We start from the raw sequence: 18,557 nt of genomic DNA, 5'->3' as shown, positions 1-18,557 counted from the left end.
TCGCCCTTTATCCCCCTATCATGCTTCAAATCCGCCGCCGTCCCCCCAGCACATCAGTCTCCGTACTCTATCTCAGCTACCAAATCGCCGTACCCGACGCCGAACCCCAGCACATCCTCGAAGAAATCGTCTGGGAAAAAGAAGCTGAAGTGGCCCAAAAGCGCGATCGCACCCCGTTAGCAGATCTTCACAAAAAACTCCCGTTTGCACCGCCAACCCGCGACTTTCTTGCCGCCCTTAAAAACGGTAAAACCACACCCGCTATCATCGCCGAAGTTAAAAAAGCTTCCCCCAGTAAAGGCGTAATTCGCGAAGATTTTGACCCGGTGGCGATCGCCCTAGCTTACCAACAAAACGGCGCTAGCTGCATCTCCGTACTCACCGATGAAAAGTTCTTTCAAGGCAGTTTCGACAACCTCGCTAAAATCCGTGCGGCCGTCGATTTACCCTTACTTTGCAAAGAGTTTATTATCTATCCCTACCAAATTTATCTCGCCCGCATTCACGGTGCCGATGCTGTTTTGTTAATCGCCGCTATTCTATCTGACAAAGACTTACAATACTTTGTAAAAATTGTCAAGACTTTGGGCATGACAGCTTTAATCGAAGTTCACACTCTCGAAGAACTCGATCGGGTATTAACCCTAGAAGGCGTCAACCTGATCGGGATCAACAACCGCAACCTAGCAGACTTTTCCGTCAGCCTAGAAACTACCACTCAACTATTAGCCTCCCGCCAAACCGAAATCCAAGAAAAAGGCATCCTCATCGTCAGCGAGTCAGGAATCCACACTCCCGACGACCTAGCTAAACTTGCCAGCGCCGGAGCAGAAGCCGTTCTCATTGGCGAATCTCTGGTCAAGCAGCCCGATCCGGGTGCGGCTTTAGCCTCCCTTGCCGATCGCCCTCCCAGCCTGTGAAAGGCGAGACCGCTTGACAAACCACCCTTAATTCTGATAAAAAATGATTAAGTAGGTAAATAATGAGAATTTCTAGCCTGCATCGACTCAAGCGCTACTGTAAAAAAGAAATAGCACTGAAAGCTATATTGCATAGAAATATTTTGCCAGAAAGCAATTAAATCTATTCTGTAAGCCTGTCGATCGCAAGATTTAGCGTGTGCAACGCCCCCAGCCCCGAATATTCGATCGGCAAAGCAGGGGTTGCTGTACGGTTAGAAAACAAATAAAAAATCGGGCATCTAATGTTCACCTGTGATGCCTCATGCAATTGCTATGGGGTGTCGGTTCGCTGAGGTATATTAGCTTTCATGGAGCCAATCCCCCTTCCTTCGTACATTCATTATGAATTGCTACTTCAATTGTTAGAACGCAAAACGATGTTTGCTGTCAGTCCACAATCGCCGCAGCAGCAACAAGTGCACCAACTTATTATTACACTGCGTAAAGCCCTTGCCATTCAAAAGCAATTAGAACAAAGCTGCGAGCGATCGAACATAGCGGTAGAACACCGCTGGGCTCTAAATGAAATTAACCACAAGGGAGTTAAAAGTTAAAAAAGTTAGAGTAGCGACGTGACGTATCGTATTTGATTTATTCTATATAACTCCCACAGAAAAACTTAGGACAATATCATGGACAACAAATTAATGCTGATGATTCCCGGCCCGACGCCGGTACCTGAAGCGGCCTTGTTAGCGATGGCAAAACACCCGATGGGCCACCGCAGCAAGGAATTTGACGGGATTTTTGCAGAATGTACCGAAAATTTGAAATGGCTGCACCAAACTAAAAGTGACGTGCTGAGTTTAACCGTTTCCGGTACCGGGGCGATGGAAGCTGGGATAATTAATTTCTTGAGTGCGGGCGATCGAGTTTTAGTCGGATGCAACGGCAAATTTGGCGAACGTTGGGCTGAAGTCGCCGAAGCTTACGGTTTAAACGCCGAAATTATTAAAGCTGAGTGGGGCCAACCTTTAGACCCGGAACACTTCCGCGAAAAACTCGAAGCAGATACAGAGAAGCAAATCAAAGCTGTCATCATCACCCACTCGGAAACCTCCACCGGCGTCCTCAACGACCTCGAAACCATCAACCGCCACGTTAAGGCCCACGGTGAAGCTTTAATTATGGTCGATGCTGTCACTAGCTTAGGCGCTGTCAATATTCCGATGGACGCTTGGGGCATCGATGTCATTGCTTCGGGTTCTCAGAAAGCTTACATGATTCCCCCAGGTTTGGGTTTTGTGGCCGTCAGTCCCAAAGCTTGGGAAGCTTACAAAACTGCGAAACTGCCCCGCTATTATTTGGATTTGGGCAAATATAGCAAAGACGCTGCCAAAAATACCACTCCTTTTACTCCCCCTGTCAATATGTTTTTTGCCCTGCAAGCATCGCTGCAGATGATGAAAACAGAAGGGTTGGAAAATGTTTTCGCGCGGCACAAACGCTTGATGACAACTACTCGCGCTGCTGTAAAAGCTTTAGGTTTGCCCTTGTTTGCTGCTGACGATGCCGCCAGCCCTGCGATTACTTCGGTTATGCCGCCAGCATCCGTAGATGCTCAAAAAGTGCGGACTTTGATGAGAAAGAGATTTGACATTGCTCTCGCCGACGGACAAGACCATTTGAAAGGTAAAATCTTCCGAATCGGTCATTTGGGCTTTGTGTGCGATCGCGATATTCTAGCAGCAATTTCCTCTTTAGAAGTCGTGTTGCGGGAATTGGGCCATGAAGGCTACACTCCGGGTGCCGGCGTTGCCGCTGCTGCCAAGTTCTTGGCTGAATCCTAATCTCAGTTGTTAAAGGATTTTGGATTTTTGATACTCTCTAAAATCTAAAATCCTTTTAATATGCTTCGGATAACCAATCAAAGATTTTATCCAACTGTTCGAGAGTGACTAAACCGTATTGCCACAGAACCATCGGCAAGGAATTCGGGTCTTTATCGCGCTGCCGCTGTTTGTTATCGCCGACACGTTCGGCGACAGCAATTGACGCGGGGGAAATTGCCAAATCTTCTTGTAAAAATCGAATTAATCGAGTGTATTTAGCGGGTGCCATGTGATTTCACCTCTAAGTATAGGACACCATTTTCTGATGTGAACCTGATGTTTTTGATGAGTAATAAGCCAGTTTTAAATTTGTCTTGTTACCGTCGATAGCTTTTAAAACGCTATTAGCGGTTGAACTGCCAAACGTAATGCTGAGTGCAAGCGCACAAGCTAACCTTTCCCAAAAAGTGAAAGGTTTTGCAATTTTGCTGATGTCGGCCCGATCGACTTGCGATCGCGATCGAACTTAAACTGAATACCTCGGCATCTTTGCAGCGCGAATCAGAATTTATTCTGCTACCTAAAACTACTAAACCAGGTTCAGAGTTTAACTTCATCTGCCGAAATGCAGAATCCGCAAATCTACTTCGGCAAAATTAGTTAGATATTTCGATCAAACCCGAAACTGCTACCAGAAGTTAAGTTTGCCAATTACCGCCAATTAACTTGGCTCGTAGCATATTACTTTAGATAGGTTTAGTAGATTTACCTCGAGCGCCAGAACTTCCAGAGAATTTCTTTTCGTGTTGCTACACCTTGAGGCTGAGTATCGTCTCTCAGGATTGGTAACGAGTCGCTGACTCGTCTCATACCTGCGACCAACAATCTACAGCTTCCGGAAACAAGCTCAAGTCCTGACTGGCTGAGATCGACATCGTAGCAAATCTTTTGGTGTTTGTACTGAATCTTACATTAATATTCTAATAGATTTTATCAATTTTTGTAAAGTTTCTAAATTTTCGCCGGTATTCCGAAGGCACAAGGCAGTTCGGGAACGGATGTAACGGATGCTAAAAAGAAGCAAGAAGGAAACCGGGGGATTGTTTATTGAGGGAGGTTTTCGTTAAAAAACTCAATTTCAATACGATCGCCCACTTTGACACCAAGTTCAGCAGCACGCCCACCCCGGAGCTCAATCACTCGATCGACAGCAGTATCGGGCCCGTAGGTAGGACAAGGATCTGCTGTACAAGGAGGTGCAGAAACTTCTATCGCCTCAACCACCCCATCCCGGATAAAAATCATATCCAGAGAAATCTTGCAATTTTTCATCCAAAAATTGACCCCCCGCGCCGGTTTAAACTCAAACAGCATTCCTCTGTCATCCGGCAAAGAAGTTCTGTACATTAAACCCATAGCCTGCTGTTCCACTGTTTTCGCCACTTCGAGTTCGATTGGGCGATCGCCTATCCGAGCTCTAGCAGAAACAGGCAGCAGTTGACCCGATGTTTTCGCCGTCGGAGACCGATCCGCCAAAATACCAGTAGCACCAGCATTGGCGATGGGTAAAGTCGGCGAACATCCCAGCAAAAATATACTTACTCCAATACCGAGCAAAGTAGCTAAATAATTCATATTGATTTTAGATTTTAGATTGGTAATTGACCATTGGACATTGGAACTAGCCAACAGTCAACAGTCAACAGTCAACTGACTACTTCAAGCTTCTCGCATCACATAGCCAACACCGCGCACCGTCTGAATCAAGCGCTTTTCGCCCTCATCTTCAATTTTGAGTCGCAGATAGCGGATGTAAACCTCAATTACATTCGACTCGCCCAGAAAGTCGTAACCCCAAACATTTTCGAGAATTTGTTCCCTAGTCAAAACCTCACGGGGGTGTTCCATTAAATACTTTAGCAGCTCAAATTCTTTCATCGTCAGGTCGATCGCCCGTCCATTCCGCAGGGCCCGTCTAGAGGCCAAATCCAAAACTAAATCGCCAAACCTCAATTGTTCGTTGCTGGTGTTATCCGGCTGCAAATACAAGCGCACCAACTGCAAAAACTCCTCAGTGCGGTAAGGTTTCAGAAAATAATCATCCGCCCCAGCTTCCAGACAAGCTACGCGATCGTCAACTGTATCACGACCGACAAGTAGCAGCACCGGCACCCGATTGCCAATACTTCTGAGGTAAGAACACAGTGACAGCCCCGACTCAGGGCCAAGTATGCGATCGATTACAATCAAAGCTGGCTGCAATTCATGAGCTAAATGTTGGCCGGTGGCGGTATTAGAAGCCACTACCGGTTCGTAGCCGGAGGATTTTAAGTCGAGACTCAAGTGTCCGGCGAGAACTTCGTCGGTTTCAACTAGCAGGACACAGGGATTGCGATCGAGAGTAATTGCAGCCATTGAATTGACCGATGTAGATCATAACTGTTCTAGCACGTTTGAGGGTTGTTGGTTATTGGGTATTGGTTATTGGTTATTGGTTATTGGTTCGTTCCAATGCTTTTGGCGCCATACCGCATACCTCATACCTCATACCCCATACCCAAGTAACAAATAACAAATAACAAATAACAAATTTTAATTATGACCATCATTGTATTCGGCAGTATCAACATCGACCTAGCAGCAAAAACTCCCCGGTTGCCGCAGCCAGGGGAAACTATAATCGGTAGCAATTTTTTCACAGCAGGCGGCGGCAAAGGAGCAAATCAAGCCGTCGCCGCCGCCCGTCTCGGCACTTCCACCCACATCATCGGTCGCGTCGGTAACGATAAATTTGCTGAAGAATTATTGACAAATCTACAATCTTATGGTGTAAATACAGACAATGTATTAATAGACCAAAACACTCATTCAGGAGTGGCAATTATCGCCGTAGACGAGACAGGTCAAAATAATATTATTGTGATTCCGGGCGCGAACAATAATGTCGGTAAAGCAGATATAGAACGTCTCCAAAAACTGTTAACAGCAGCTACATCTTTGCTGTTACAGTTAGAAATTCCCCTGGAAGTTGTCCAAAAAGCTGCGAAAGCTGCTCGTCAAGCGGGGGTGCGAATTATTCTCGATCCAGCACCGGCTAGGGCGGATTTGCCGCTCGAACTTTATCCGCTAATTGACATTATCACGCCGAATGAAGTGGAAGCCAGCCAGTTAGCCGGTTTTCGGGTGAATGACACGGAAACAGCGATTGTAGCTGCCAAACACTTGCAGGAGCGTGGCGTCAAGAATGTTATTGTCAAATTGGGCGTTCGCGGGGCTGTTGCTGTTACGGCGGATGAAACGTTTTTTGTACCGGCTTTTGCTGTGGAGGCGATCGACACTGTGGCTGCTGGCGATGCTTTTAACGGCGGTTTGGCATCTGCATTAGATGCCGGTCTGTCCTTGCCGGAAGCGGTACGGTGGGGCGCAGCAGCGGGCGCTCTGTGCACAACTAAAGTGGGTGCTCAAGGTGCTATGCCCGATCGGGCAACTTTTGATAAATTTTTGCAGAATTTAATTTAAATTTATGAGAAGGAGTCAGAAGACAGAATTAAGAATTCAGAATTCCCCAGGCATGAAGTCAGGGGTTCCGGTAAGGAAATATTTTTTTATTGTCTCATATTAAAATCGGAGGCTTTAAACCTCGATTATCCATCCTGTCCCACAGAACCCATTCTTGATTCTGGGTTCTGAATTGTGAATTTTTCTTTGGTAAGGTGCGCCGAAGAGCACCCTACGTTAACTTTCCAAACGCGCATTACTGGAACTTGTAAGGTGCGCCGCATAGCACCCTACTTGTCTACTTTTCTGGCCGCTGAATAATTGTTTCAGCTACCCGCCGCTTGACTTTTGGATCGATACCAATCAGCCGCACGTATTCGCCGCCGTGTTCCGCCAAACAAGTTTCTAAAGATGCAACCACATCTTTTTCCTGTGCACTGTTAATCGTCGCGCAACTTTGCCAAGAACCAGTCTTAAATCGGCGATTATCTGCATATTCCATGCCAATTTTGCAGCCTCTTGCTAACAACTGCTTTACTTGTTCCAATACCTCAGAACTCAGCCGCGCTGCATGACCGTTACCACCTTCAGAACTTGGCTCAACGTAAGCCTTATAATATTTGGAGGACGGGTCGTTTAATTGACTTTGCGTGGGCGCCGCAGCAGGGGCATTGGGGGTTCCTTGAACGTTAAACAGGCGCGATTGGTTGTATTCATCTACTAAGCGCATTTCCTTAATCCGCTTTTGTTGACCCACCATCAAACTGCCCATTTCTATTAAATGAGCGAGGCTGAAATCTGGGTTATGGAAATCGGGCGCTGCTTCCAAAGTGTTTACCAAACGCTTGGAAACTCGCTCGATTCCTACTTTGTGAATGAATTCGCGAATTTGTTCGTCGTAAATGCGCGATCGCAAAGCGCTAAAAAAGTCGATCGCCTGATCGGCAAAATTATCGACTAACGCCACAATATCGTTTTTTGACAATTTGTCAGACTCAAAAATTCCCCCAACAATGCCAATTTTATCATCGCGGCTGGGTTCCCAATAAAACTTTTCCATCCGCCCGTCGCGAATCAGCGGCGCGTACAGCGTAGAAAAATCATTTCCGGTGACAATAATCGGCACTCGGTGCAGCGGCGTGCTGTCATAACTTCCTGGTAACTGCACGTTAGTTGGATTATCAGCAATATTCATCAGAGTCGCATTGACCATCTGAGTATTGACAGTATATTGAGTAGTAGTATCGAACCTGCCAGCACCAGCATCCAAATCGTTAATAAAGATGGCGCACATCTCGCCCCGCACCCTAATTTGCTCCGCAGCTTCCCGGTAGCGCAAGCGAATTAAACGCGCCGGATCTCCTGCATCCGGGCTTTCTAATTCCCCACCAGATATCATCACCGGTTCAAAGCCCATTCGCCGAAAAACCAGTTCGGTTTGAAAAGTTTTGCCTTCTCCTTTGCGGCCGTGAATTCCCAAAATTAGGGGAACTCTTACCCCGGGCAAATTTAAAAAGTTCTTAGTGACGTGCACCGCAACTTTATCGAGAAAGTTAGGAGAAATGTAATAACTCATCAGTAGATTTGTGAGGGATTAATTGAGGTTACTGTTATGATTTTATGACAAAACTAACAGCCTGCACCGCTAACCTGGATTTTTACCGTACAATCGAGGTCTGCATATTATGTGTTAAGGAGCGATTCGTGAGTCCAGAAACCTTACTAAAAGAACCAAGCGTGCAAGCCGAAGCCAGTCCCTTCAGTTCTGAAAGCTTCGACAGCTATGTAATGACGACTTACGGGCGTTTTGCGATCGCCCTAGAACGGGGCCTGGGCTGCCGCGTTTGGGATACCGAGGGCCGCGAATATCTCGATTTTGTGGCCGGTATTGCTACCTGCACTCTGGGACACGCACACCCGGCAATGATTGCAGCGGTAACTCAGCAAATTCAAACCCTACACCACGTTTCTAACCTTTATTACATCCCCGTACAGGGCGAGCTGGCAAAGTGGCTTGTAGACCATTCCTGCGCGGACAGAGCCTTCTTTTGCAACTCCGGCGCGGAAGCTAATGAAGCGGCAATTAAACTCGCCCGCAAGTACGCCCACGAAAAATTAAATATCTCGAATCCGACAATTATTACCGCTGTTGCGAGTTTCCACGGGCGGACTTTGGCGACAATTACCGCAACGGGACAGCCTAAATACCAAAAGGGTTTTAGCCCCTTGGTTCCCGGATTTCACTATGTGCCCTACAACGATATTAGTGCGATCGAAACGGCGATCGAGCAACTCGACAAAGACGAACGCCAAGTAGCTGCAATTATGTTGGAAGCGCTGCAAGGCGAAGGCGGAGTTCGGCCCGGAGATATCCCCTACTTCCAGCGCATTCGGGAAATTTGCGACGAAAAAGGCATTTTGCTGATTCTCGACGAAGTGCAAGTCGGGATGGGACGCAGCGGCAAATACTGGGGCTACGAAAACCTCGGCATTGAACCGGATATCTTTACCTCTGCCAAAGGATTGGGCGGCGGTATCCCGATCGGCGCTATGCTGTGCAAATCTGCCTGCGATGTATTTGAACCGGGAAGTCACGCCAGCACTTTCGGCGGCAATCCTTTTGCTTGCGCTGTAGCTTTGTGCGTTTGCCAAACTTTGGAACGGGAAAACCTTCTGGAAAACGTGCAGCAGCGCGGGGAACAGTTGAAAGCAGGGCTCAACAAGTTGGCGGCCGCATATCCGCATTTAATTGCCGAAGTGCGCGGCTGGGGTTTGATTGTCGGGATGGAATTGCAAGCTGATATCGAACTTACATCCGCTGATATTGTCAAATCTGCGATCGCCGCAGGAGTTTTGTTGGTTCCAGCAGGGCCGAAAGTGCTGAGGTTTGTCCCGCCGCTGATTGTCACCTCCGCTGAAGTCGATCGAGCTTTAGAAGCAGTAGAAAGTGCGATCGTTTCCTTGGGAAATACTCTAGCTTAGTTAGTTTTCTCACCCGGAGTGGGGTTAAAACCCCCCTCTTATCGCTTACAGCGGCTTGCAGTCGCGTAGGTACAACCAGAGGAAAAAAAAACCTCTCGCATGATAGAAGTACCTATGCAAGTTACAATCCGCTGTAATCTCTCAACAATTTAGCTGGTAGCCGAAAATAATTGTGGAACAGCAACTGCCTCAACGGAAATAGCATTAGCTAAAGCTTGCTCTAGTTCGGGGCCTTTTGACAATGTTTCTGTCAAATAAGCAAACGCTTGATTCTGTAATGATAATAAAGCTTCTAAGGAATCTATTGGCATCTTACCAGTTTCTTTTTTAGCTTTATAGTAATCAATAGCCATGCCACCCACTAACATAAATACGGACAAATTTTTAAGTGGTGTTACTAGCAGCGAAATTCTTACATCGGGTGAACCAATCAAGACTGCCATCTCCAAACGATCAGCCATTTGTTTGGTAAAGGCAGCACCTAAAATGAATAAAATATCACCTTCACCGCTTTCCATACCATAAATAAGAGAAATTTGGTAAATCATCTCTACCAGCAAGCTATTGGTATCAAAAAAATTAACTAGACGACTATTGAGTAATTGATGCAGAGTTTCAAATCCTTTATTCCCTGCAATAAAATCACTAATTTCTTGGGGAAGCTTACCTGCACAACTTCTACTTAAGCCTTGTATAAAACCGGTAATGCTTGTATACACAGCCTTCTCTAAAACCAGGCGTCCTGCAAGTTGATAATTGGTTTCATCAGGATAGTCAATTCTTAACTGATCTACTATTTTATTAGATGTACTAAAGTGAACTTTTTCACCTTTAATTAGTGTGGTCAAAACTCTTTCTTTCCAAACTTTACTCCATAATTCAACCGTTTTCAATATTTCATCTTTAACTGAAATTCCTAACTGTGGTATGGCTTCTAGCAAACTAACAACCACTTTATATGGGAAAGATAGAGGATCTACGACAAGTTTTGCTCCAAATTCAAGCCCACTAATAATTGTTTGTATAAAAATTGATATGTCTGCGATGTTGACGCTTTGGGTTTCAACAATTTGTTTATGCTCTTTGACAATTTCTGTCAATGTATTCACATCATCTTTGGCTTCTTTTTGAGCTTCTTTTTCGACTTTGAAGGAGGAGACAGATCCGTATAAAGATTCTTCGGGAACCCATTGACCTATTGTTTTTCCATTAAGCAGAAAACAAATGCGTCGCCGATCAACATACGTAGCTATTGCGAGAACTTGTCCCTCTTCCACTCGTTCTCCAAAGTAACAGCTAGTCGCTTTCCATAAATCTTTTTCTGTGCTCATTGCAAATTCTCCTGCCTATATTAAGATTGGTCAAGTATTTGGGCGATACAAACTTACAGCAAATTCCTGATTTATAAGTCATACACTAGAAGCTGGGTTTCTTGATGAAGCCCAGCTTCTTTGTATTTGCGTGGCTGCAAGCCGATGTAAGTCCTTTGAAGACGACTATATTTAGACCTATTGTAAAACTATATCAACCTAATTAGCAGGATGTAGACAAAAACAGAAGCTAACATGGCGTCAAACCCAGAGCTAGAAAGACTTTTAGCTCGAATAGGCATAAGTCTAGTATGTACACAGATTTCAGGCGTTTTTAGGTCATCAACCTGTTTTGCTTGTCCAGAGAGGTTTTCAGCCCCTAAAGGGGCTAGAAAATGTCTAAGTCCCGTTAGTCCTTGTCAAGCAGACAAAAATTTGTGTCGCAGCGAGTTCAATTGGTTGGATATTTTGCTAAGAGAGTTATTTGATCATCAACTCTTCTTGATTCATGCTTCAAAATGTGTAGTCAGTTATACTAACCAGGGGGTTAGGCTAGTGATCCCTGAATATTACTACTCATTTAGGTTAAACGAGTCACAGCTACCATTGATTTTAGGCAGAAAGCAGGGTAAATAGAATTAGGGATTGAAATTTCCCGATTTCTGGATTTAATTGGCTGCACGGGGGGCACTAATCCTATCGTTAATAGTTCGGCGGAATGCACGATGGATGAACAGCGTCGCAAAACTGATGTTAATATGCTCCAAGCGCTGCTGGAAAATCCTGGGGACTCAGGAATAGATTTGATTTTGAGGACGAACCCAAAGTCGATCGACTTTGGGTTCGTGCAAACGCTTTATTTGGAAGAAGTGGTACTGACGCGAGAAAGCTTGCTGAAAGCTGCAAAATTTTTCCAAAGGGCGATCGCACCTTTAGAGTCTGCAAAAGGCAATTATAAATTGCCCGCAACCGGGGCAGCATATCTGGCTTTTTTAGCAGAAGTATTGCAAGCAGTCGCGCGCGGTGCTGATTCGCAGCACCTGTACTCGCTGCTGAGAAACAATTTAGACAAACTCGACCAGAATTTCGCAGAACTGCTGCGCCACTGGGCTAATTTGGTGTTCTCTGCTGCCAAAGAATCTGAGACTAGGCGCATTGCAGCCTTAATCGGCAATCTGAGCAACAAAATTGGGCGGTTTCCCCTCGGCAGCAAAGCTCATAACTTGGAAATCGAAATTGCAGGTTACGAAACAGTTGCTAAGGTGTTTACCCGCAAAGAGTTTCCCCAAGAATGGGCGGTGATGCAAAACAATCTGGGCAACGCTTACACCGATCGTCCCAAAGGTGATAAGGCTCAAAATATCGAACAGGCGATCGCTTGCTTTGAAAATGCCCTACAAGTACGCACGCCCGAACAGTACCCGGAACAGTGGGCGACGCTGCAAAACAATCTGGGCAACGCTTACAGCGAGCGTCTCAGGGGAGATCCGGCAGACAATCTAGAACACGCGATCGCCTGCTATCAAAACGCGCTGCTAGTTCGCAGCCGCGAGGCTTTCGGCCAAGAGTGGGCGAGCACTCAAAACAATCTCGGCCGTGCTTACAGTCGGCGGCTGCGGGGCAACCGATCTGAAAATCTGGAACTGGCAGTCGCTTGCTACCACAATGCTTTGCAAGTCTACAACCGCAAGGTGTTTCCCCGGCGTTGGGCTACAACTCAAAATAATTTGGCAAATGCTTACTGCGAGTTGCTGCGGGGCAACCGAGCTGAAAATCTCGAATACGCGGTTACGTGCTATCAGAGAGCTTTGCAGGTGCGGACTCGGGAAGCTTTTCCGCAGCAGTGGGCGACGACTCAAAGGAATTTGGGCCGGGTGTTTGTCGATCGCATTAAAGGCGATCCGGTGGAAAATTTGGAAATGGCGATCGCTTGCTATCAAAATGCTTTACAAGTCTACACCCGCATCAAATTTCCCGAAGCCTGGGCTTCGATCCAAACTTACCTCGGTAGGATCTACAGTCGGCGGGTGAAAGGGGAAAAAGCCGAAAATATGGAAATGGCGATCGCCTGCTATCAAAATGCTTTGCTGTTTTGCAACCGCCAAAAATCTCCCGAACGCTGGGCAATGCTGTGTGCTTACCTCGGCCGCGCTTTCTGCGAACACGTGAAAGGGGAAAAAAACCGCAACCTCAAAAGCGCGATCGCCTGCTATCAAAATGCGGGCGAAGTCTACACCAGGCAGGCCTATCCCAACCGCTGGGCAATGCTGCAAATTTATCTCGGCAGAGCTTACTCGCAACTGACGGAGGCGGAAAATGTGTCCCACATGGAAAGCGCGATCGGCTGCTATCACAGCGCCTGTCAAGTCTACACTCGCGAAACCTATCCCCACCGCTGGGCTGAAATTTTATTTTATTTGGGTCAAGCTTACCGAGTTCGAGGCGACTTGCTTCGCGCCTACGGGGTTTTTAGTGCTGCTGTCGATACTGTTGAATTCTTGCGTTGCGAAGTTGGGGCTGATACAGTCGATTTTGGCGATTCCCTACGGGATAGCTACGCTTCACGGACGAGTACCGAAAAAGTCAAATTAACCCGCACTTGGGCGGGACTCTATAAATGCCTGGTGCAAGTTTGCTTGGAACTCGGCGCTAGCCAACCTGAATATTACGCTAAGGCTCTGGAATACGCCGAACGCCACAAAAATCGGAATTTGGTAGAAATGCTGGTTAAATGCCACTTGACTCCGAAAGCCGAAATTCCAGCAGCGGTGCGAAGCGAGTTGGAGTCGCTGCGACTGGAAATAGCGGGGGAACAGCGGCACCAAGAACAGGGAGAACCTGAGACGAACACGACCTTGATTTCTGAGGGCGATAGCCAAGGTTTGAACAGCGGTTCTCTGATGCCGAACTCGGACTTCATGCACTTAAATCAATTGTGGAAGCAGTTTGATAGGTTGATTGCGCGGGAGGTGCAGGCAAACGATCCTTTCTTCAGCCTAGCTCACAAAGTTGAACCGATCGCTTTCGAGCAAATTCGCCAATTGTTGCCTGATGACAATTGCGCTGCTGTGGTGTGGGCGAGTTTAGGGGAGTTGCTGGTTGCTTTTGTGGTGGTAAAGAGTGCACAATATCCCGCCGTTCACCTGTGTTCCCCGCAAAATGCTTTGGCTGCCGAAACTTGGGGCCAGGAGTACCTCAGCGCTTATTCTGAACAAAAAGGTCGCTGGATCAATCATCTCCCGGCTCGCCTCAAACGCTTGGCTGCGATACTGGAAATCGATCGAGTGGTGGCGCTGATTCCGGAGAATTGCGATCGGCTGATTTTTGTGCCGCACCGATTTTTGCACGCTTTGCCACTCCACGCTTTGCCTTTGGCGGGGAGAGACGGGTTTGAGGAGGATGGGGGAATTTTTAGGTCTGGGTGGAGCGATCGCAGCGGTTTTGATGTGGAAACCTACAGCCTTTCGGATTTTTCTCAAAGTTCGTCTTTTGGCGACGTTGCAGCGCCTGCTGCTTATTTGAGCGATCGATTTGTCGGAGGAATTCGCTATGCTCCTAGCTGTCAGTTATTGCTGTTGAGACAAAGTGCACGCGGAGCGGCTATCGGTCGGTACAGACCAGGTTTGCAGCACCTTTTAGCAATCCCAACTTTCACCAGAGATGCGTTCTACAGCAACATTGAAATCGGCAATATTTCCCAGTATTTTGCAAGTACAGAAGTTGTGCGCCATAAGCCGGCAATTAAAGAGGCTTTTTCCAAAGAAATGTCTGCTAATAATGGAAATTTGCCTCAGCAAATAGGGCAGTTGCCGCAGAAAAAATGCGCTCATTTTGCTTGTTTGAGTTTGCTTAATTTGGCTTGGCCTCTGAAATCCGCCGTGTTTTTGAGGAATGATTCTCTGAGTTTAGAGGAAATTTTTAATCTGGATTTGCGGCAATATTTTTTAGTTACTTTATCGGGTTGCGAAATTGCCGCCGGCGGAGTTAGCGGTGCTGGAGGAGATTTTGTGGGCTTGTCGGCGGGTTTGTTGTATGCTGGCACCTCTAGTGTGGTTAGCAGTCTTTGGAAGGTGAACGATGTTTCTACGCTGCTGCTGACGAGCAAGTTTTATGAAAATCTGGGACGGTTTTCTCGGTTGCAGGTGGGAGATGTAGCGATCGCGCTGGGAGACGCTCAAAGGTGGCTGCGGGATTTGACTGGCGAGGAATTGGAGGTGCTGCTGGCGGATTTTCAACCTCAAATTTCGCAAATGTTCGATCGGCTTTCTCAAAGTTCTCGCCTGATTGCGGAGGCTTCTTTGCAGCAAATTCGCAACCGCAAACCCTATCCTTTTGCCAATCCTTATTATTGGGCGGCTTTTACTGCGGCTGGGGTTTAGTGATTAGTCATTAGTCAACAGTCAACAGTCAACAGTCTTTTAAAAACCCGAAACTGACAACTTATTTAAAATTGTCAGTTTCGGGTAAAAATTCAACAAATTACAGCAAAAGTTTAGGATTTTTTGCCTAAAATTTGTTCTTTCAAGGCTTGAATTTCTTGACCTAATTGTTGCCGATTGGACGATCGCAGCAAATAGCGGTAGACAAACCACACGGTGTATCCGATACCAATTAGCTCGAATGTGGGTGCTAGCAGGGGGATGTCGTTGAGTTCGTCTATTACGCCCAAAAGCACTTTCAAAGAGACAATCGAGGCTACAATTACACCGATAACAGTCAGGGGACTTTTGTACTGCTCGTAAAAGCTGCCGATGTAAGCGGGAAACTCGGACAAAATTGCTATAATTTGTTCTTTGATCTGCTGGGCCTGACTTGGCGGTTCTTCGGTAATTATGACTTTTGTTGTACCGCTTGAACTGTCTGCTTCATTTCCGGCAGGAATTTCGGTAATGATAACGGTTGTTTCTGGTTCGTTTGATGAAGTCATTTCTCCACTCGCAATAGTTTTTTGCTGGTTGGCGGCAGGTATTTCAACTGCTGCTGCGACTGTTTCAAGAGCCGGTATTTCGACTGCTGCAACCTCCCCGTCGGTTGGTTCAAGAGCCGACACTTCGCCTGTTTCTGTAGTCGGTATTTCGACTGCTGTAACTTCCACTGCTTGTTCGACAGTCGGCGTTTCGACTGTTTCGATCGCAAGTTTTTCCACTTCTGAAACCTCTGCTGCTGATGGTTCAACAACCGGGGTTTCGACTGTTTCAAGAGTCGGTGTTTCGACTTTTGAAACCTCCACTGCTGACTGTTCTGTAGCAGAACTTTCGGCTACTGTTTCTGCGTGTGGTTGTTCTGGGGTAGGAGTTTCGTCCGCGACACCAACAGCAGGCCCATTCAAGTTGCTAATGGCATCAAGCAAACGGGTTTTAGCCGTTCCTCGCTGGTGAAGGATTACCCAAGATTCTATCAGGTCGGGGCCGTGCATTGCACCTGTCAGAGCAGCTCTGAGCGATCGCATAATTAGCCCTTTGTTAAGATTTTTCTCTTTACTGAGCTTTTTAGTGATTTTCTGAGCTTCCGCTGATGTCAGGGACGAATGACTTTCCATAGCTTCTACAACTGCTTGTAAAGCCTGTGCAGCCCCTGTTTGCTGCAATTGTGCGAGTGCTTCTTCTTCGTATTCCACCGTTGTGGAGAAGAATACCTTACACATATCCACAGCATCGGTTAAGCGAACGAGACTCGGGCCGATTAAAGCAGCTATTTGTTCGAGCCAGGGGCGATCTGCCTCCAAGTCAAACTCATAACCGCCTTTCTGCCACCAATAAGGTATCAGCAAATCTGTCAATTGTGGCACTGGCATTTTGTGCAGGTATTGACTGTTTAGCCAATTGAGTTTATCCCAATCAAATTTTGCACCAGCTTTGTTGACTCGATAGAATGTAAATAATTCTGCTGCTTCCGACAGTGTAAATATTTCCTGCGTTGAATCCGGCGGAGTCCAACCGAGCAAAGTCATGTAATTAACTAAAGCTTCGGGGACGTAGCCCATATCTTTGAAGTCAGAAATCGAGGTTACGCCGTCGCGTTTAGAAAGCTTTTGCCCTTGGGAGTTTAAAATCAGCGGCGTGTGGGCAAATTCTGGGATTGTCGCGCCCAAAGCTTCGTAAAGCAATATTTGTTTCGGAGTATTGCCTATGTGATCTTCGCCGCGGATGACGTGGGTGATGGCCATGTCGATGTCATCGACAACTACGGCGAGGTTGTAGAGGGGTTGACCGATGACGCCGCCGCTGGATGCACGGGCAATTACCATATCGCCGCCGAGGTCGCTACCTTTCCAGGTTACGGTGTCGCGTACCATGTCGTTCCACGCGATCGTGCGATCGTCGTCGATGATAAACCGAATCACAGCTTGTCGCCCTTCGCCTTCAAAAGCTGCGCGCTCTTTGCTTGTCAAGTTGCGGTGCCGGTTGTCGTAGCGGGGGGCTTGTTTGTTGGCTTTTTGTGCTTCCCGCATTTCGTCGAGTTCTTCCGACGTGGTGTAGCAGCGGTAGGCGAGTCCATTGTCTAGAAGGGTTTGGACTGCTCGGCGGTATATTTCCAGACGCTGTGACTGAAAACTCGGGCCTTCGTCCCACTCCATACCCAGCCAGGTGAGTCCTTCGAGGATGTTATCGGTGTATTCGCTTTTAGAACGTTCTACGTCTGTGTCTTCTACCCGCAGGATGAATTTTCCGCCTTGGTTGCGGGCAAACAGCCAGTTAAATACGGCGGTTCTGGCGGTACCGATGTGTAGGTTTCCGGTGGGACTGGGCGCTAGACGGACTCTGACATTCATGTAGATTTTTGCTTTTAGATTGGGCGATTTACGGGTTGGGGGAATAGCTGATGTTTAAGACTTCAAATTTTATTATATTTTGTTGCCGAATTAACAGTTGTGCTTGGCAGGTGCTTTGCCTCGAATTGCTTGATATTCGACTATCGGGCGATCGGGCGAAAGTCTCCGGCAAGGCAAGAGAGGGCATCTTGATGATAATAGCTTGCGGGTGGCCAAGATTGGATTCACCTTTGGGACTATTTTTCACACCACAAATAACTGCTTTAGGAGTACCCAAGGCGCACCTGATAACTATTGATGCTTGTAAAATGTTTGTGTGCGATCGACGACATTAAAATATATTTCCCTATGTCTGCTGCTAAAACTGAGTTTTCCGAATCTGTTGCGCCCTCACCCGAGTCTGTTGCGCCTGCTTGGCAGATTGAGTTACTGTACGACGGTGAATGTCCTCTGTGCGTGCGGGAGGTTAATTTCTTGAAAAAACGCGACGCGGGGCGAGGTTTAGTGTCGTTTGTCGATATCGCGGATGATGGCTACAACCCGGAGACCCACGGCGGAATCGACTACGAAACGGCGATGGGTCGGATTCACGCGATATTACCCGACGGTACGACGGTTAAAAATGTAGAGGTTTTTCGCCGCACCTACGAGATTTTAGGTATGGGATGGGTTTATGCTGTGACTAAGTTACCAGCGATCGGGGCGATCGCCAATTGGCTGTACGGAATTTGGGCGGACTGGCGGCTGAAGCTGACGGGAAGGCCGGATTTAGCAACTATTATGAGCGATCGAACTGTGCGGATCGAGTGCGAAAGTCAAGGCCGCTGCCGACCCAACTCGAAATGAGTCATATTTAGTAAGTGCGATCGACCTATCAGAAGATGTCAGCATAAACAGACTGCAACTAACATTAAAGATGGACTACTATTAAAGGTCAAAAAAAATGCAAGATGCAGGCTATACAGTCTTCATGGGCTTCGGTGGTCTCTGGATACTTATGGGAATTGCCGCTGTGATTTTCCTCTTCAAATCGGACGGTCAAAAACTTAGGTTTGGCAAATGGGGATTGCTAGTTGCTATTCCTATTCTCGTCCCCATCGCCCTGGTTTTGACATATCAGATCGCCCGACCGTTTATTTCCTCACACCTTTGAGCGCTGCTGGGAGTCGATCGTAACTGCAAGCAGGAGTTTTTTTGCCAGCCTTTTCCGGTAAACTGTACCGCGTAGTAGTTAGTTTACCTAAAACCGTTTCTCCATCGA

At 47.0% G+C, this 18,557-nt stretch carries 14 protein-coding genes and 1 pseudogene; 8 read left to right on the top strand and 7 right to left on the bottom strand.

Annotated elements, in window-relative coordinates; genetic code table 11:
- Positions 1 to 20 precede the first annotated feature (20 nt).
- The 3 genes from trpC (at position 21) to QUA33_RS17430 (ending at position 2,752) form a co-directional block, all read left to right on the top strand.
- Complete coding sequence (gene trpC / locus QUA33_RS17440; RefSeq protein ID WP_333149825.1) at positions 21 to 920, top strand: indole-3-glycerol phosphate synthase TrpC; 900 nt, start codon at positions 21 to 23, stop codon at positions 918 to 920.
- Positions 921 to 1,270: 350 nt separating this feature from the next.
- Entirely contained in the window at positions 1,271 to 1,516 is a 246-nt protein-coding gene (locus tag QUA33_RS17435; RefSeq protein WP_333149799.1) for a DUF5340 domain-containing protein, read from the top strand.
- Between the two features lie 78 nt (positions 1,517 to 1,594).
- Entirely contained in the window at positions 1,595 to 2,752 is a 1,158-nt protein-coding gene (locus tag QUA33_RS17430; RefSeq protein WP_333149797.1) for an alanine--glyoxylate aminotransferase family protein, read from the top strand.
- Positions 2,753 to 2,807: 55 nt separating this feature from the next.
- Here QUA33_RS17430 and QUA33_RS17425 read toward each other — a convergent pair whose 3' ends face one another.
- The 3 genes from QUA33_RS17425 to nblR all read right to left on the bottom strand — a co-directional run bounded on the left by QUA33_RS17425 (position 2,808) and on the right by nblR (position 5,149).
- Positions 2,808 to 3,023, bottom strand: coding sequence for a DUF2949 domain-containing protein (locus QUA33_RS17425; protein WP_333078854.1), 216 nt, complete (start codon positions 3,021 to 3,023; stop codon positions 2,808 to 2,810).
- Between the two features lie 815 nt (positions 3,024 to 3,838).
- Positions 3,839 to 4,369 (bottom strand): DUF192 domain-containing protein, encoded by a 531-nt coding sequence (locus QUA33_RS17420; protein WP_333149795.1) that lies wholly within the window; start codon positions 4,367 to 4,369, stop codon positions 3,839 to 3,841.
- An 84-nt stretch (positions 4,370 to 4,453) separates the two neighbouring features.
- Positions 4,454 to 5,149 carry a response regulator transcription factor NblR gene (gene nblR, locus QUA33_RS17415; RefSeq protein ID WP_333149793.1) on the bottom strand — a complete coding sequence of 232 codons (696 nt, stop codon included), beginning with the start codon at positions 5,147 to 5,149 and terminating at the stop codon, positions 4,454 to 4,456.
- Between the two features lie 183 nt (positions 5,150 to 5,332).
- Between nblR and rbsK the strand changes: the two genes are divergently transcribed.
- Positions 5,333 to 6,253, top strand: coding sequence for a ribokinase (rbsK, locus tag QUA33_RS17410; protein ID WP_333149790.1), 921 nt, complete (start codon positions 5,333 to 5,335; stop codon positions 6,251 to 6,253).
- Between the two features lie 277 nt (positions 6,254 to 6,530).
- Here rbsK and QUA33_RS17405 read toward each other — a convergent pair whose 3' ends face one another.
- Entirely contained in the window at positions 6,531 to 7,808 is a 1,278-nt protein-coding gene (locus QUA33_RS17405) for a ribulose bisphosphate carboxylase small subunit (protein ID WP_333149788.1), read from the bottom strand.
- Between the two features lie 128 nt (positions 7,809 to 7,936).
- Between QUA33_RS17405 and QUA33_RS17400 the strand changes: the two genes are divergently transcribed.
- Positions 7,937 to 9,214: an aspartate aminotransferase family protein gene (locus QUA33_RS17400; protein WP_333149786.1), complete on the top strand. Its 1,278-nt coding sequence runs from the start codon at positions 7,937 to 7,939 to the stop codon at positions 9,212 to 9,214.
- Between the two features lie 149 nt (positions 9,215 to 9,363).
- On the opposite strand, the gene QUA33_RS17395 is transcribed toward QUA33_RS17400, so the two are convergent.
- On the bottom strand, positions 9,364 to 10,545 hold the full coding sequence (locus QUA33_RS17395) for a hypothetical protein (protein WP_333149784.1): 1,182 nt from the start codon (positions 10,543 to 10,545) through the stop codon (positions 9,364 to 9,366).
- A 704-nt stretch (positions 10,546 to 11,249) separates the two neighbouring features.
- On the opposite strand from QUA33_RS17395, the gene QUA33_RS17390 reads away from it, so the two are divergent.
- Positions 11,250 to 14,903, top strand: coding sequence for a CHAT domain-containing tetratricopeptide repeat protein (locus QUA33_RS17390; protein ID WP_333149782.1), 3,654 nt, complete (start codon positions 11,250 to 11,252; stop codon positions 14,901 to 14,903).
- Positions 14,904 to 15,016: 113 nt separating this feature from the next.
- Here the strand turns inward: QUA33_RS17390 and QUA33_RS17385 are convergent, their stop codons facing one another.
- Together QUA33_RS17385 and gltX are read right to left on the bottom strand one after the other, a co-directional pair.
- Positions 15,017 to 15,451, bottom strand: coding sequence for a CAAD domain-containing protein (locus QUA33_RS17385; RefSeq protein WP_333149823.1), 435 nt, complete (start codon positions 15,449 to 15,451; stop codon positions 15,017 to 15,019).
- Positions 15,452 to 15,853: 402 nt separating this feature from the next.
- A pseudogene (gene gltX, locus QUA33_RS17380) lies at positions 15,854 to 17,296 on the bottom strand (glutamate--tRNA ligase); the annotation flags it as partial.
- 348 nt (positions 17,297 to 17,644) lie between these two features.
- On the opposite strand from gltX, the gene QUA33_RS17375 reads away from it, so the two are divergent.
- Positions 17,645 to 18,142, top strand: a complete 498-nt coding sequence (locus QUA33_RS17375) for a DUF393 domain-containing protein (RefSeq protein WP_333149780.1) — start codon at positions 17,645 to 17,647, stop codon at positions 18,140 to 18,142.
- Between the two features lie 97 nt (positions 18,143 to 18,239).
- Positions 18,240 to 18,449, top strand: a complete 210-nt coding sequence (locus tag QUA33_RS17370; RefSeq protein WP_333078845.1) for a hypothetical protein — start codon at positions 18,240 to 18,242, stop codon at positions 18,447 to 18,449.
- Positions 18,450 to 18,557: the final 108 nt, after the last annotated feature.

Source organism: Microcoleus sp. Pol14D4, from assembly GCF_036701245.1.
In the GTDB taxonomy this organism is placed as follows: domain Bacteria; phylum Cyanobacteriota; class Cyanobacteriia; order Cyanobacteriales; family Microcoleaceae; genus Microcoleus.
Note: the sequence above shows the minus strand (reverse complement) of the source record. Positions and strands in the feature narration are given on the sequence as shown.